The organism is Kitasatospora sp. NPDC091335 (genome assembly GCF_044757205.1).
In the GTDB taxonomy this organism is placed as follows: Bacteria; Actinomycetota; Actinomycetes; order Streptomycetales; family Streptomycetaceae; genus Kitasatospora.
In genome coordinates this window covers 533,590-546,633 of sequence record NZ_JBIVUM010000001.1, presented here as the reverse complement: position 1 = coordinate 546,633, position 13,044 = coordinate 533,590, and the positions used below count along the sequence as shown (strand labels likewise).

Here is a 13,044-nt window from a genome sequence, read left to right as displayed (position 1 = left end):
CTTCAACGGCGCCGATCAGCCCGGCGGCGCCGCCGACCGGCACAGCGGCACCGCGGACCAACACAGCGGGGCCGCTGTTCAGCCCTTCAGCGCCGCCACCTGCTCCAGCCAGAGCCGGGTGAAGTCGTCCAGGCCGACACCCAGTTCGCGGCGCAGCAGCCGGTCGGTGCGGCGCTCCCGGTCCTCGCCCTGCCCGTCCGCCGCGCCGACCGCCCGGTAGAGGGCGACCAGCCGGCCCGGCCCGTGCTCGCGGGCGATCAGCTCGCAGGCCAGCCAGGCCTGTTCGTAGGCCTGGGAGATGCCGGTCGCGCCGGCGGTGAAGTCCTGGTCGGCGGGCAGCGCGGTGGGCAGCTTCCCGTCGGCGACGTCCCTGGCCAGCTCGGGGGCGATCTGCCGCGGGCTGCGGCCCGAGTCGCGGTAGGCGGTCCAGTCGGCGATGCCCTCGGACAGCCACAGCGGGGTCCAGGCCCGGGTGTCGGCCCTGGTCGCGACGTGGGTGGCCTCGTGGGTGACCACCACCTGGCGGCCGAAGTCGCTGAGCCGCCGGTACGCCTCCGGGTTGACCAGCACCCGGTCCGCCGGGGTGTGCCAGGGCGCGCCGGCGGCGGCCACGGTGACCGCCGCCATGCCCGTCCAGCCGGCCGGGTCGCCCTCCAGCAGCCGGGCGAACTGCTCTCCGGTGGCGGGCCGTTCCAGCAGCAGCCGCCCGGGCCAGTCGCCGCCCCAGACCTCGGTGACGGCGGGCACCGCCCGGTCCCCCACCGCGACCAGTTCGGCCGGGTCGGGGCCGGCGGCCGGCCCGAGCACCAGGCAGTGCGCGCCCGGCGCCGACCGGAGCGGCCCGAAGTCCCACGGCGCGGGCGGCCCGCTCGCGGCCTCCTCGCGCTCGACCCGCCAGTCGGCCCCGGCCCGTACCAGCTCGATCCGGCGCGGGTACACCATCGGGTACTCGTCGTACCCGGCGATCCGCACCGCCAGGTCGGCGGCGGCGGTGAGCCGCTCCGGCCCGCCGGCCCCGGCGAGCACCAGGTTGCGGTACTCCGCCCCGGCCACCGGCAGCCCGGACCAGGGCGGCGCCGAGCGCACCCGCTCCGCGAGCACGGCGGCCACCTGCCCGCGGCGGTCCGCCGTCCGCGCCGCGGGCGCCGCGGGGGCGGCCGGCGGCAGCGACAGCTGGGTCAGCCCGCCGGCCGCGAGCAGCAGCGCGCCGCGCCTGGACAGCGTGCGTCGGGGGCCGGAGCCGGGTATGTCGGCGGGGTCGGTCGGCGGGGTGCTCAGAGCCGGACCACCCCGGAGACCGGCATGGCGCCGACGCTCTCGTAGCGGACCCTGGCGCCCGGGCGGGGGGCGTGCACGATCACGCCGCCGCCGGCGTACATGCCGACGTGGTGCATGTCCCGGTAGAAGATCACCAGGTCTCCCGGTCGCGCTTCGGACAGGCTGATCCGCTGCCCGGCGTACGCCTGGGCCTGCGAGGTGCGCGGCAGGGTCACTCCGGCCTGCCGCCAGCTGTAGTACATCAGACCCGAGCAGTCGAACGCGTGCGGGCCGGCGGCCCCGTAGACGTACGGGGAGCCGATCATCCGCACCGCGGCGGCCAGCGCGGCCGCACCGCGCTCGGAGGCGGGCGGGGCGGTGCCGAGGTCCAGCCGGTCGGTGCCCCGGGTGGCGCGGCGCTCGGCGTCCCTGGCGTCCTGGGCGGCCAGCCGGGCCCGCTCGGCGCCGCCCAGGCCGTTCAGCAGCTTCTGCGCCTTGGCCAGCCGCTGCTGGATCTGCTGCTTGCCGTCGGCGAGCGACCGGCGGGCCTGGTCCAGCTCGGCGAGCTTGTCGGCCGCCTCGGTGCGGCGCTGGTCGAGCCGGCGCTGCCGGGTGATCAGCTCGTGCAGGCTCTCCTGCTGGCGGGCGGCGGCCTGGCCCATGGCGCGGGCGCGGGCCAGGTAGCCCTCCGGGTCGGTCGAGAGGATCAGCTGGGCCGTCTGGGTCATGCCGCCGCCGCGGTACTCCGCCCCGGCCACCGTCGCCAGGTCGCCGCGCAGCTGGTTGAGCTGGTCCTGGGCGCCGGCGATCTCGCCCTGGAGGATGGTGGTCTCGCCCTGGAGGCGCCGCTGGGCCTCCTGCGCCGCGTTGAACTTCTCGGACGCCTGCTCGGCCTCGTCGTACAGCTGCTCCACCTGCGCCTTGACGTCCTGTCGGTCGGCCGGGTCCGGGCTGCCGGGGGCGGCCTGGGCGCTGCCTCCGGTGGCCACGCCCAGCGCGGTGGCGGCGGCCGCGGTCAGCACCAGCGCCCGGGCGAGCAGTTGGGAACGACGGTGCACGGGCATGGCGGCAGCGGCTCCAATCCTGCGGCGCGGTCCCCGCCGCCGCGCCATGGTGGGCGGCCGTCGAGCGGGAGTCCGGTGGCAGACGTTAGCGAGTCCGGGCAACCGAGTCCAAACCCCTCCTAACCCGAATATTCGCCCACTAATCGGACATCAGCTCGACCTTCCGGAAAAGCCGCAGGCCCGGCCTTCCCCGAGGAAGGCCGGGCCCGGAAGCGTCCGAGCGGGGATCAGACCCGCACGATGCCGGTCAGCGGCATGTTGGTGACCGCCTCGTAGCGCACGTTCGTGCCCGTCCTGGGCGCGTGCAGCACCTGGCCGTTGCCGGCGTAGATGCCGACGTGGTGGGCGTCGGTGTAGAAGATCAGCAGGTCGCCGGGCTGGGCCTGGGAGATGTCCGTGCCGATCCGGGTGCCGGCCGAGGCCTGCGCCTGCGAGGTGCGCGGCAGCGACACGCCGGCCTGGTTGTACGCCCAGACCATCAGACCGGAGCAGTCGAAGGAACCCGGGCCGGTGGCGCCCCAGACGTACGGGCTGCCGACCTTGGAGGCGGCGTACGAGAGGGCGGCGGCACCGCGGGAGCTGCCGGCCGCGACCTTCACCGGCGCGGCGGCGGCCGAACCGGTCGAGATGTCGCTGCGGCTGTTGTCGCGCGAGGCGCGGTCGGCCTGCTGCTGCGCCTTGGCCGCTTCGGCCTTGGCGGCGTCGGCCTTGACCTTGGCCTCGGCCGCGGCCTTCTCCTCGGCCTGGCGCAGCGCCTGGCGCTCCTGCTCGGTCAGGGTGTTCAGCAGGTCCTGGGCGGCCTTCAGCTTGCCCTGGACGTCCTGCTTGGCGGTCTTCAGCTGCTGGGTGGTGGACTCCAGCTCGGCGAGCTTGCCCTGGGCCTCGTTGCGGTCCTGGTCGAGCTTGCGCTGCTGCTCCTGGAGCTCCTTCAGCTGACCCTTCTGGGTCGCACCGGCCTGGTTCAGCGCACCGGCCTGGGTGAGGAAGCCCTCCGGGCTGGAGGAGAACATCAGCTGGACGGTCGGCGAGATGCCGCCGTTGCGGTACTGCTCGCCGGCGATCTCGGCCAGGCCGCCCTGGAGCTCGGTCACCTGGGACTGCTGACGGGCCACCTGGTCCTGGAGGCCGGAGACCTGCTTCTCCAGCTCCTGCTGCTTGGCCTGGGCGGCGTTGTAGTTCTCGGTCGCGACCTCGGCCTGCTCGTTGAGCTGGTCGACCTGCTCCTTGACCTGTTCCTTGGTCGGCTGCGGGTCGGCGTGGGCGCCGGACTGCGCGGAGAGGGCGACGGCTGCGGCGGCGACTCCGGTCAGGATCGAGACGCGGGCGCGGCCGGCGGGCTTGGGACGACGATGGGACGCCACGAAGGCGGACTCCTTCTTCCTACGGCCGCCTACCGGGTGAGCTGACGGGTTCGGGCCGGAAGCATGCCCTACGACGCCTCACGGCCGTTCCACCGGCCGACCTGGCGCCGATTCACCCCGGAGGAACGTGGTTCCCCGGCTCCGCTCCGCAGCGCCCCCACGAACTGGGCTCCCCTGTCGGGCAGTCGCTTCGACCTGCCCCGCTGCCTTGCGAACTCGACGGAAACCACCGCCGCCACCCTGGCTGGGCGATCGAGAGTGCGGTGGTTCAGGGCACGACCCTAGTAACTGAACCGTGATCGGTTCAAATCCTTGTCAGAAAAAAGACAGAAGATTGCCAAAGTTCTTTTGTGAAAATGACCGATGGTGACCACTGCCACACGTAAGGCTGATCAGTTCTCACCATGCGGTCACGAAACGCCGAAAACCCGAACGCCACCCCCACAAGGGGGTGGCGCTGATCACAGGTCCGGGAAAGGGGCCCCTCCGGCGTGTCGGGCCGTCAGACCCGGCGGATGGTGTTGATCGACATCGCGTCGGCCTTCATCACCTTCACCACGTCGCCGGTGTGCGGCGCGTGGACCACCATGCCGTTGCCGATGTACATCCCGACGTGGTGCATGTCGTTGCCGTAGACCACCAGGTCGCCCGGCTGGGCCTGGTCCAGCGAGGGCACCTTGGTCCCGTAGTGGCCCTGCTCCTGCGAGGTGCGCGGCAGCGAGACGCCGGCCTGGCCGTACGCCCAGACCATCAGGCCCGAGCAGTCGAAGGTGGTCGATCCGGTGGCGCCCCACACGTACGGCGAGCCCTGCTTGCCCATCGCCTTGGACACCGCCACCGCCGCGAGGCCGCCGGCCGGCGGCAGGCTGCCGAGGTCGACCCGGTCGCTGCCGCGCGAGGCGCGGTCCTCCTGCGTCTGCTGGGCCCGCAGCGCGGCTCGGTCGGCGGCGCTGAGCGAGTTCAGCAGGTCCTGGGCGGCCTTCAGCTTGGTGTTGACGTCCGTCTTGGCCTGGTTCAGGTCCTTGGTGGTGCTCTCCAGCGAGGCGAGCACGGTGGCCGCCTCGGTCTTCTGCTGGTCCAGCCGGCGCTGCTGGTCCAGCAGCCCCTTGAGCGCCTCGGCCTGGCTGGTGCCGGCCTGCTGGATGGTGGAGGCCTTGTCCAGGTAGCCGGACGGGTCGGAGGAGAGCATCAGCTGGACGGACGGGTCGATGCCGCCGGTGCGGTACTGCTCGCCCGCCACCTCGGCGAGGCCGCCCTGCAGCTGCGTCATCTGCTCCTGGCCGCGGGCCACCTGGTCCTGGAGCTGGCCGGACTGCTTGCGCAGCTGGTCGGCCCGCTCCTTGGCGCCGTTGTACTTCTCCGCCGCCTGCTCCTGCTCCTCCTGGAGCTGGTCGATCTGCGCCTTGACGTCCGACTTGTTCGGCTGCGGCGCGGCGTGCGCGGCCACCTGGGCGGAGAGGGCGACCGCGGTCGCAGCGGCGGCGGTGAGCACGGAGATCCGTGCGCGGCTCGGCTGCTTGGGACGGCGGTGGGATGCCAAGGGTCCGGCTCCTTCTTCCATCGGACTCACCTGATGGGGTGAGATTCCGGAAAATAGGTTTGACGCCAGACCCTAGTGAACATCTACCCGTTCTGCTACTCCCCCGTAGGCGTGAAATCCGGTTCCCACGCTGACGTCACAAGACCCGCACACCCGCTCGGAACCACCCCTGACCAGGCATCATTCCATCCGGTCCGGACTCAGGGCCGGGCCAGTCTGTTCAGCAGCAACACCGAGGCCACGGGGCGCGCGCCGGCCTTCCGCACGCCCTCCGCGACCTCCCGGTCGGTGGAGACCACCACCACCGGACGGCCCTGCGGCTCGGCCCGCACCAGACGGCGGATCAGCTCGTCCGCGGTCTCCCCGGTCCGGCTGAACCGCACCCGGACCCCGCGCGGTGGCGCCATGATCACCGGGACGTCCAGGTCCTGCCCGTCGAACACACAGGTGACCTCCGCCTGCGTGCGCTGGGCCAGCATCGCCAGCCCGCCCAGCAGCCGGATCCGCTGCTGCTCCAGCGGCAGCGCCGGATAGCCGGTCTTGGTCACGTTGTAGCCGTCCACCAGCAGGTGCACCTGGGGGATCGCCAGCAGCTGGTCCAGCAGCGCCGGATCGTCCTCGGCGAGGCCGCGCCGCGCCACGTCGTGCGGCGAGGCCGCCCCCGGCACCACCGCCTCCACCAGGTCCGCCGGACGGATCTGGGAGACCGGCAGCGCCAGCTCCCGCTGGAGCCCCTGGGCCGACTGCAGCACGGTGTCCAGCAGCAGCCGCAGCCGCATGTCCTCGACGCTGCGCCCCTCACGGGCCGACCGGCGGCCCTGCTCGGCCGCGTTCTCCAGCTCGGAGACCCGGTGCCTGAGCCGGCGCGCCTCGGTCTCCACCGCGCCGCGCTCGGTCGCGGCCTGCGCCTTCGCGGCCTCCAGCTCGCCGGCCAGCCTGCGGGTCTCGGCCTGCGCCCTTCGGGTGTCGCTCTCCAGCGACCGCACCTTCTTGCGCAGCGACTCGGCCTCCTTGCGGACGCCGTCCGACTCGGTCCGCTGCCGGTCCAGGTCAGCCCGCGCGGAGGCCCGCACCTCGGCCAGCTCCGCCTGTAGCTTCTCCACCAGCCGGGTCGCCTCCGCGGCCGCGTCCTCGGCGCCGGCCCGCTCGACCTCCTCGCCGGCCTCGGCCACCAGCCGGCTCCAGCCGGCCGACCGCACCAGGTAGGCGGCGGCCGCGACGTCCATCGGGTCGGCGGCGCTCGGAACGGTGCCCGACTCCAGCGCCTTCACCAGGTCCGGCTGCCCCAGTCTCAGCCGCTCCGCTATCCGCACCCGGAAGGCCGGCTCCGACTCCAGCGCCGCCGCCAGCGCGGTGGCCGCGTACTTGGCCCGCCGCGCCGGGGTGAACTTGACGTACTGGCGCAGGCTCTGCGGCAGCTCGGCCGGCGGCAGCCCGCCGAGCGCGTCCGAGGCCAGCCCGACCACGCGCCGGCGCACGCCCTCCGGCAGCGGCCGGTCGAGCTTCTCGGCCGCGCGCTCCACCGCGGGCTCGGAGGAACCGTCCTCCACCCGGGCCGGCTCGGCCGGGGCCTCGGCCGCAGCGGGCTGAAGCCCCCGCTCTTCGCCGGGCTCCTTCGCTGCGTCCACCACGTCCTCGGCTCCGATCCTGGTCCAGCGGGGTACGGCCGCGGCCGCCCCTGTCGTCACGCTCCGTGCGTCTTGTTCTGTATTGTCCCGTGCGGCGGACGGGCATGCCGCGCACCCGCCCGCCGCACCGACGGGGTCAGCCCTGCTCGGCGGCGGCCTCCGTGCCCTCGGCGCCAGGCCTGGCCACCAGCTCGACCTGGTCGACCGCGTTGCACCAGCGGCAGCGCACCGACTCGATGGTCTCGCTCAGTACCTCGGTCTCCTCGACCTTGGACCCGCCGGCCAGGTCGAAGTGCAGGAACTCGGTCACCCGCGCGGTGCGGGTGACGTCGAAGCGGGTGAGGTTGCCGCACAGGGTGCAGCGCCAGCGCGTCTCGGCGGTCAGAGCGGGGACGGTCATCGGGGGTCCTCTCGGGTGATCCCTGCGTGGGCCAGGCGCTCCCCCCGGAGCCCCGGCATCGGCGGCGGGAGGCGGGAATGCCCGCCCCAAGCCTATTGCCTGGGGCTGCCGTCGCGACCACCGGTTGCCTGAACACCCGGGCTAGTCCACCTGCCGTAAACCACGGTGTCACCTGCGGCGCCCGGAGGGATGCTTGGCCGCATGGCGCTCGCGGCCCCCGACCACACCGCTGCCCGGGGCGACCGCCCGGCGGTGCCCGTCCCCGTGGTCAGCTACGCCCTGATCGCGCTCAACACCCTGGTCTTCCTGTTCGCCCCGGCGGCCGGCCTCAACCCGCTGTACGGCACCGGCCAGGCCAGGGTCTGCGCGGAGCAGCGGTACGAGCAGCGCTGGGGCGCCGTCCCCGCCGAGCTGCTGGCCGGACGGCCGCTGACCGCCGAGCAGCTGGCCGAGGCCCCCGACCCGGTCCCCGGCTGCCCGGCCGCCCCGACCCCGGGCAAGCACCCGTCCCTGTCCGTCCTCACCGGGCTCTTCCTCCACGCGGGCTGGCTGCACCTGCTGGGCAACCTGCTCTTCCTCCACGTCTTCGGCCCCACCGTCGAACGGCGGCTGGGCCGGGTCAGGTACGCCCTCTTCTACCTCGCCGCCGGAAGCGTGAGCACGTACGGCTTCGCGCTCGCCGAGGCGCACTCGCCGGGTTCCACCCGGGTGCTCATCGGGGCGTCCGGGGCGATCTCCGCCGTCCTCGGGGCCTATCTGCGCTTCCACCCTCGGGCCCGGGTCACCACCCTCGTCCCGCTGCTGTTCTTCCTGCCGCTGCGCTTCCCCGCCTGGCTGGTGCTCGGCCTCTGGTTCGCCCTGCAGTGGTGGTCGGTGCACTCGGCCGGCCCCGGGGTCGCCTACCTGGTGCACGTGATCGGCTTCTCGGCTGGGTTCCTCTACGCCTGTACCGCGGTCCGCCACCCCCCGCGACGGCCCGGCTGACGCCCGATACGCTGGCGGCACCTCACAAAGGAGCCCGAACCGTGATCACCGCCATCGTCCTGATCAAGACCAGTGTCGACCGCATCCCGGAGATCGCCGAGTCCATCGCCGCCATCGAGGGCGTCAGCGAGGTCTACTCGGTGACCGGTGGCTACAACCTGGTGGCGATGGTGCGGGTCCGCCACCACGACGACCTGGCCGAGGTCATCCCCGGCCGGCTGAACAAGGTCCCGGGCGTGGCCGACACCGAGACCCAGATCGCCTTCCGCACCTACTCCCAGCACGACCTGGAAGCCGCCTTCGCCCTCGGCCTGGACGAGTAGCGGGGCGCGGGGTCTCTCCTTCGGGGCTCAGCCCTCCCGACGCGCCCTGTCGATCTGCACGGTCGCGACGCAACGCCCGCCCTCGTTGCGGTAGTTCCAGCTCGCGCCGTCCGTGACCAGCTCCCGGACGGCCGTCAGGAAGCGGTCGACGTGCTCGTCCGGCGTCCCGGCGCCGAAGCTCACCCGGATCGCGTTCAGGCTGCGCTCGCCCGGCAACGAGGGCTCCGGCGCACCGCACTCCGACGGGGCCACGTCCTCGTCCCCGAGCAGGGTGCGCACCAGCGGGTGGGCGCAGAACAGGCCGTCGCGCACCCCGATGCCGTACTCGGCGGACAGCGCGGCCGAGAAGTGCGAGCTGTTCCAGCCCTGGACGACGAAGGACAGCACGCCCACCCGGGCCGAGCCCTCGCCGAACAGGTTGAGCACCTTGACCTGCGGGATCTCCGCCAGCCCCGCCGTGAGCCGGGCGACCAGCCGCTCCTCGCGGGCCTCCAGCGCGTCGAAGCCGGCCTCGGTCAGCGCCCGGCAGGCCGAGGCGATCGCGTAGGCGCCGATGACGTTCGGCGAGCCGGCCTCGTGCCGGGCCGGACCGGTGTGCCACTGCACGGCCACCGAGCCGTCGGTCTCCCTGGCCACCGTCCTGGTCGCCCCGCCGCCGGCCAGGTACGGCTCGGCCGCGTCCAGCCAGTCCGCCCGGCCGGCCAGCACGCCGGCGCCGAACGGCGCGTAGATCTTGTGGCCGGAGAAGGCGATCCAGTCGACGTCCAGCTCGCGCACCGAGACCCGGTGGTGCGGTGCCAGCTGGGCGGCGTCCAGCACCACCCGGGCGCCGTGCCGGTGGGCGGTCGCGGTCAGCTCGGCGACCGGCCACAGCTCGCCGGTCACGTTGGAGGCGCCGGTGACGCAGAGCAGCTTGGGGCCCTCGGGCGCCTCGGCGAGCGCGGCGTCCAGCGCGGCCACCGCCTCGGCCCGCGAACGCGGCGCGCGCAGGTAGGTGACGCCCAGTCCGGCGTGCGCCCAGGGCAGCAGCGAGGCGTGGTGCTCGGTCTCGAAGGCGAACACCCGGGTGCCGGCCGGAACGGCGGTGGCCAGCAGGTTGAGCGAGTCGGTGGTGGCCCGGGTGAAGACCACCTGGTCGCCCTCGCGCAGGTCGAGGAACTCGCCGACGGTGCGGCGGCTCTGCTCGAACAGGTCGGTGGACAGCTGCGAGAGGTACCCGGCCCCGCGGTGCACGCTGCCGTAGTACGGCGCGTAGGCGGCGACGTCGTCCCACACCCGCTGGAGGGCCGGCGAGCTGGCCGCGTAGTCGAGCGCCGCGTAGCCGACCTTCTCACCACTGGCGAGCGGGACCTGGACGTCGGAGCCGAGGACGGCGAGCGGGGCGCAGATTTCGGTGGCCAGGGACATGAGAACGCACTCCTTGGGGGGTATGGGACCCCCGGGAGTGCTAGTCGTCGGGTGTCCGCGCTTGCCGCACGGACGGTTTGCCGTGACGACCCGGTCCTCACCCAGGGCACCCCGCCACGGACGGAGGGTTGCCGGACAGCAAGCTGGGGCTTCGCGCTGTCACTCATGACCTGGCGAAGACTCTAGGCCGCGTCCAGCGGTCGGTCAAACGGACATCCAGCATCCGGACAGCACCGGAGCCCGGGCCGGTGCGCCGGCCCGGGCTCCCCAACTGCCGTCTCAGATCCGGCTGGTGGCCTCCGACCAGCGCCGCAGCAGGTCCTGCGCGGCACCGGAGTCGATCGCCTTCGCCGCCCGCGCCATGCCCGCCGCCAGCTGCTCGGGGAGCGGCGCGTCGCCCAGGTCGACCGCGACCAGCGCCGCCGCCGTGTTCAGCAGGACGGCGTCCCGCACCGGCCCGTGCTCCCCCGCCAGCACCCGCCGCGCGACCTCGGCGTTGTACGAGGCGTCCGCCCCGCGCAGCGCCTCGATGCCGACCAGCTCGATGCCGACGTCCCGCGGGTCGAAGGAGGTCTCGGTGACCACCCCGTCGCGCACCACCCACACCTGCGAGGTGGTGGTGATGGTCAGCTCGTCCAGCCCGTCGTCGCCGCGGAAGACCAGTGCCGTCGCGCCCCGCCCGGCCAGCACCCCGGCGATCAGCCCGGCCAGCCGGGTGTCGAAGCAGCCGATGGCGTGGGCCTTGACCTTGGCCGGATTGGTCAGCGGACCGAGGATGTTGAAGGCGGTCGGCACCCCGAGGTCGCGCCGGGCGGTGGCGGCGTGCCGCATCGAGGGGTGGAACTTCGCCGCGAAACAGAAGGTGAGCCCGACCTCCTCGGCCACCTCGGCCACCCGCCGGGCGGACAGGTCCAGCGCCACCCCGAGCTTCTCCAGCACGTCCGAGGAGCCGCTGGTGGACGAGGCCGACCGGTTGCCGTGCTTGACCACCTTGGCGCCGGCGGCCGCCGCGACGATCGCCGACATGGTGGAGATGTTGACGGTCTTCGCCCGGTCGCCACCGGTGCCGACGATGTCCACCGCGGGACCGGGGATCTCCAGCGGCTCGGCGTGCTCGTACATCGCGTCGACCAGGCCGGCGATCTCGTCGACCGACTCGCCCTTGGCCCGCAGCGCGATCATGAACCCGGCCACCTGGACGGGGGACGCCTCGCCGCTCATGATCCGGTCCATCGCCCACGCGGTGGACGAACGGTCGAGGTCCTCCCCCTGCAACAGCGCCGCCAGGAGGTCCGGCCAGGTGCGGACCACCTGCACGGGGTCGCTACCGCCGTTCGCAGGGTTCACGTTCACCATGGCTGACTCCACTGTTGTCGGTTCCCCGCGCGGGGGGACGTCCGTACGGATGGAGCCAGCCTATCGAGCGGAGCCGCCGCGACGGCCGCTCTTCTCGCCCACCGGACGTCGGTCAGCGGACGGCCGGAGTCCGCTTCGCCAGCCGCGCCCGCAGCAGGGTGGCGGCCGCCCCGGCCAGCGCCACCGGGTCCACCGGGTGGGAGATGGCGGCGTCGGCCCGGCTCCAGGCGGCGAGCCAGGAGTCCTGCGGCCGGCCGATCAGCACCAGCACCGGCGGGCAGCCGTAGATCTCGTCCTTCAGCTGCCGCCCGAGGCCCAGCCCGCCGGCCGGCACCGCCTCGCCGTCCAGCACGCAGAGGTCGACGCCCCCCTTCTCCAGTGCCTTGAGCACCGCGGGGGTGGTCGCGCACTCCAGGTAGGACAGTTCCGGAAGATCCTCGGCGGGCCGGCGGCCGAGCGCCGTCAGCACCTGCTCACGGGTGTTGCGGTCGTCGCTGTAGACGAGGACGGTGAGCGTCTCATCGGTCGTGTACGCCATGGACCCTGCTCCCTCAAGTGTGATCCGGACCACGTTCGCCTGATCCGGATGCTACTCCCGATCACCCTCCGCCGAGTCCCCCTCGCGCACGTTCCTCGCCAACCCGCCGCGCCCCCGGCTCACCCGCCCGGAGGACGGCCCGTCACCCGACCCCGGCCAGTCCACCCGTACGGCCGACCCGGAGCCCCTCCCCCCTACCTCCTGCGGCTACTCCGACCGTGCAACGGCGCGCCGGGCAAGGGGGTCTCGGGCTCCTCCGAGGAACCATCAGAAAAGGGACACGCCGCTGCTCAGTCCCCGTCCGGGCCCCCCACCGGCCTCCAAGCGGGCATACCGCACGCACCGGACACTCCGAGGGACACCCCCCGGCGTGAAGACGGAATAAGGGACCGACATAATGTCCGTCGTGGCGACAGCAACAGCAGTAGAAACCGGGCACGCGCACGGATCGGTCAACCGGCCGAACATGGTCAGCGTCGGAACGATCGTCTGGCTCAGTTCCGAGTTGATGTTCTTCGCGGCCCTCTTCGCGATGTACTTCACGCTCCGCTCCGTCAAGGGGCCGGAGTTCTGGACCGAGAAGGCCCACGCCCTCAACGTGCCCTTCTCCTCGGTCAACACCACGATCCTGGTGCTCTCCTCGCTCACCTGTCAGCTCGGCGTGTTCGCGGCCGAGCGTGGTGACGTGAAGAAGCTCCGTGCGTGGTTCATCCTCACGTTCGCCATGGGCGCGGTCTTCATCGGCGGTCAGGTCTTCGAGTACACCGAGCTGGTCAAGAAGGACGGCCTCTCGCTGTCCTCCGACCCGTACGGCACGGTGTTCTACCTGACCACCGGCTTCCACGGGCTGCACGTGACGGGTGGTCTGATCGCCTTCCTGCTGGTCCTGGGACGGACGTACGCAGCCAAGCGCTTCACGCACGAGCAGGCCACCGCCGCGATCGTCGTGTCGTACTACTGGCACTTCGTCGACGTCGTGTGGATCGGCCTGTTCGCGACCATCTACCTGATCAAGTAACCAGCTGATCAGGTCGCTGGCCACCGGCTGCGGCCCCCGCCCTCACCGGCGACGGGCCGCTTCTGCCGGTGCCGACGCTCCCACCGACCGACCGCGCGCGCAGCCCTAGACAGGCAGCCTCGTGCCGGCCAGACCGGCCGCCGGGTGCACCCACCAGTCGACCAGATC

The 13,044-nt window shown here is 73.0% G+C and carries 12 protein-coding genes and 2 riboswitches; of the genes, 3 read left to right on the top strand and 9 right to left on the bottom strand.

Annotated features, from left to right (window positions below; genetic code table 11):
• Nucleotides 1-78: 78 nt before the first annotated feature.
• The 6 genes from ACIQOW_RS02440 to ACIQOW_RS02415 form a co-directional block, all read right to left on the bottom strand.
• Nucleotides 79-1,101, bottom strand: a complete 1,023-nt coding sequence (locus ACIQOW_RS02440; RefSeq protein WP_401078873.1) for a hypothetical protein — start codon at nt 1,099-1,101, stop codon at nt 79-81.
• Between the two features lie 173 nt (nt 1,102-1,274).
• On the bottom strand, nt 1,275-2,321 hold the full coding sequence (locus tag ACIQOW_RS02435) for an NlpC/P60 family protein (RefSeq protein ID WP_401078870.1): 1,047 nt from the start codon (nt 2,319-2,321) through the stop codon (nt 1,275-1,277).
• 227 nt (nt 2,322-2,548) lie between these two features.
• Nucleotides 2,549-3,682 carry an NlpC/P60 family protein gene (locus tag ACIQOW_RS02430; protein WP_401078867.1) on the bottom strand — a complete coding sequence of 378 codons (1,134 nt, stop codon included), beginning with the start codon at nt 3,680-3,682 and terminating at the stop codon, nt 2,549-2,551.
• A gap of 10 nt (nt 3,683-3,692) precedes the next feature.
• Nucleotides 3,693-3,846, bottom strand: a riboswitch (cyclic di-AMP (ydaO/yuaA leader).
• 338 nt (nt 3,847-4,184) lie between these two features.
• Complete coding sequence (locus ACIQOW_RS02425; protein ID WP_401078864.1) at nt 4,185-5,222, bottom strand: NlpC/P60 family protein; 1,038 nt, start codon at nt 5,220-5,222, stop codon at nt 4,185-4,187.
• A gap of 200 nt (nt 5,223-5,422) precedes the next feature.
• Nucleotides 5,423-6,772, bottom strand: a complete 1,350-nt coding sequence (locus tag ACIQOW_RS02420; RefSeq protein WP_401079775.1) for an NYN domain-containing protein — start codon at nt 6,770-6,772, stop codon at nt 5,423-5,425.
• A gap of 214 nt (nt 6,773-6,986) precedes the next feature.
• Nucleotides 6,987-7,250: a hypothetical protein gene (locus ACIQOW_RS02415; protein ID WP_401078861.1), complete on the bottom strand. Its 264-nt coding sequence runs from the start codon at nt 7,248-7,250 to the stop codon at nt 6,987-6,989.
• Nucleotides 7,251-7,451: 201 nt separating this feature from the next.
• On the opposite strand from ACIQOW_RS02415, the gene ACIQOW_RS02410 reads away from it, so the two are divergent.
• Together ACIQOW_RS02410 and ACIQOW_RS02405 are read left to right on the top strand one after the other, a co-directional pair.
• On the top strand, nt 7,452-8,234 hold the full coding sequence (locus ACIQOW_RS02410) for a rhomboid family intramembrane serine protease (protein ID WP_401078858.1): 783 nt from the start codon (nt 7,452-7,454) through the stop codon (nt 8,232-8,234).
• A 41-nt stretch (nt 8,235-8,275) separates the two neighbouring features.
• Nucleotides 8,276-8,557, top strand: a complete 282-nt coding sequence (locus ACIQOW_RS02405; protein WP_188297367.1) for an Lrp/AsnC family transcriptional regulator — start codon at nt 8,276-8,278, stop codon at nt 8,555-8,557.
• 27 nt (nt 8,558-8,584) lie between these two features.
• Here ACIQOW_RS02405 and ACIQOW_RS02400 read toward each other — a convergent pair whose 3' ends face one another.
• The 3 genes from ACIQOW_RS02400 to ACIQOW_RS02390 form a co-directional block, all read right to left on the bottom strand.
• Nucleotides 8,585-9,964 (bottom strand): aminotransferase class V-fold PLP-dependent enzyme, encoded by a 1,380-nt coding sequence (locus ACIQOW_RS02400; protein ID WP_401078854.1) that lies wholly within the window; start codon nt 9,962-9,964, stop codon nt 8,585-8,587.
• Between the two features lie 52 nt (nt 9,965-10,016).
• Nucleotides 10,017-10,135, bottom strand: a riboswitch (SAM riboswitch).
• Nucleotides 10,136-10,243: 108 nt separating this feature from the next.
• Nucleotides 10,244-11,320 carry an anthranilate phosphoribosyltransferase gene (trpD, locus tag ACIQOW_RS02395; RefSeq protein ID WP_401078851.1) on the bottom strand — a complete coding sequence of 359 codons (1,077 nt, stop codon included), beginning with the start codon at nt 11,318-11,320 and terminating at the stop codon, nt 10,244-10,246.
• Nucleotides 11,321-11,432: 112 nt separating this feature from the next.
• Complete coding sequence (locus tag ACIQOW_RS02390) at nt 11,433-11,858, bottom strand: hypothetical protein (protein ID WP_188297370.1); 426 nt, start codon at nt 11,856-11,858, stop codon at nt 11,433-11,435.
• A gap of 397 nt (nt 11,859-12,255) precedes the next feature.
• On the opposite strand from ACIQOW_RS02390, the gene ACIQOW_RS02385 reads away from it, so the two are divergent.
• The gene (locus ACIQOW_RS02385) at nt 12,256-12,876 is read left to right on the top strand and encodes a heme-copper oxidase subunit III (protein ID WP_049651835.1); all 621 of its coding nucleotides are present in this window, start codon (nt 12,256-12,258) and stop codon (nt 12,874-12,876) included.
• Nucleotides 12,877-13,044: the final 168 nt, after the last annotated feature.

Excerpts from the sequence above, each read along its gene's own strand:
- ACIQOW_RS02435 (WP_401078870.1), bottom strand. The coding sequence starts at position 2,321 with ATGCCCGTGCACCGTCGTTCCCAACTGCTCGCCCGGGCGCTGGTGCTG.
- ACIQOW_RS02415 (WP_401078861.1), bottom strand. The coding sequence starts at position 7,250 with ATGACCGTCCCCGCTCTGACCGCCGAGACGCGCTGGCGCTGCACCCTG.
- ACIQOW_RS02410 (WP_401078858.1), top strand. The coding sequence starts at position 7,452 with ATGGCGCTCGCGGCCCCCGACCACACCGCTGCCCGGGGCGACCGCCCG.
- ACIQOW_RS02400 (WP_401078854.1), bottom strand. The coding sequence starts at position 9,964 with ATGTCCCTGGCCACCGAAATCTGCGCCCCGCTCGCCGTCCTCGGCTCC.
- trpD (WP_401078851.1), bottom strand. The coding sequence starts at position 11,320 with ATGGTGAACGTGAACCCTGCGAACGGCGGTAGCGACCCCGTGCAGGTG.
- ACIQOW_RS02390 (WP_188297370.1), bottom strand. The coding sequence starts at position 11,858 with ATGGCGTACACGACCGATGAGACGCTCACCGTCCTCGTCTACAGCGAC.
- ACIQOW_RS02385 (WP_049651835.1), top strand. The coding sequence starts at position 12,256 with ATGTCCGTCGTGGCGACAGCAACAGCAGTAGAAACCGGGCACGCGCAC.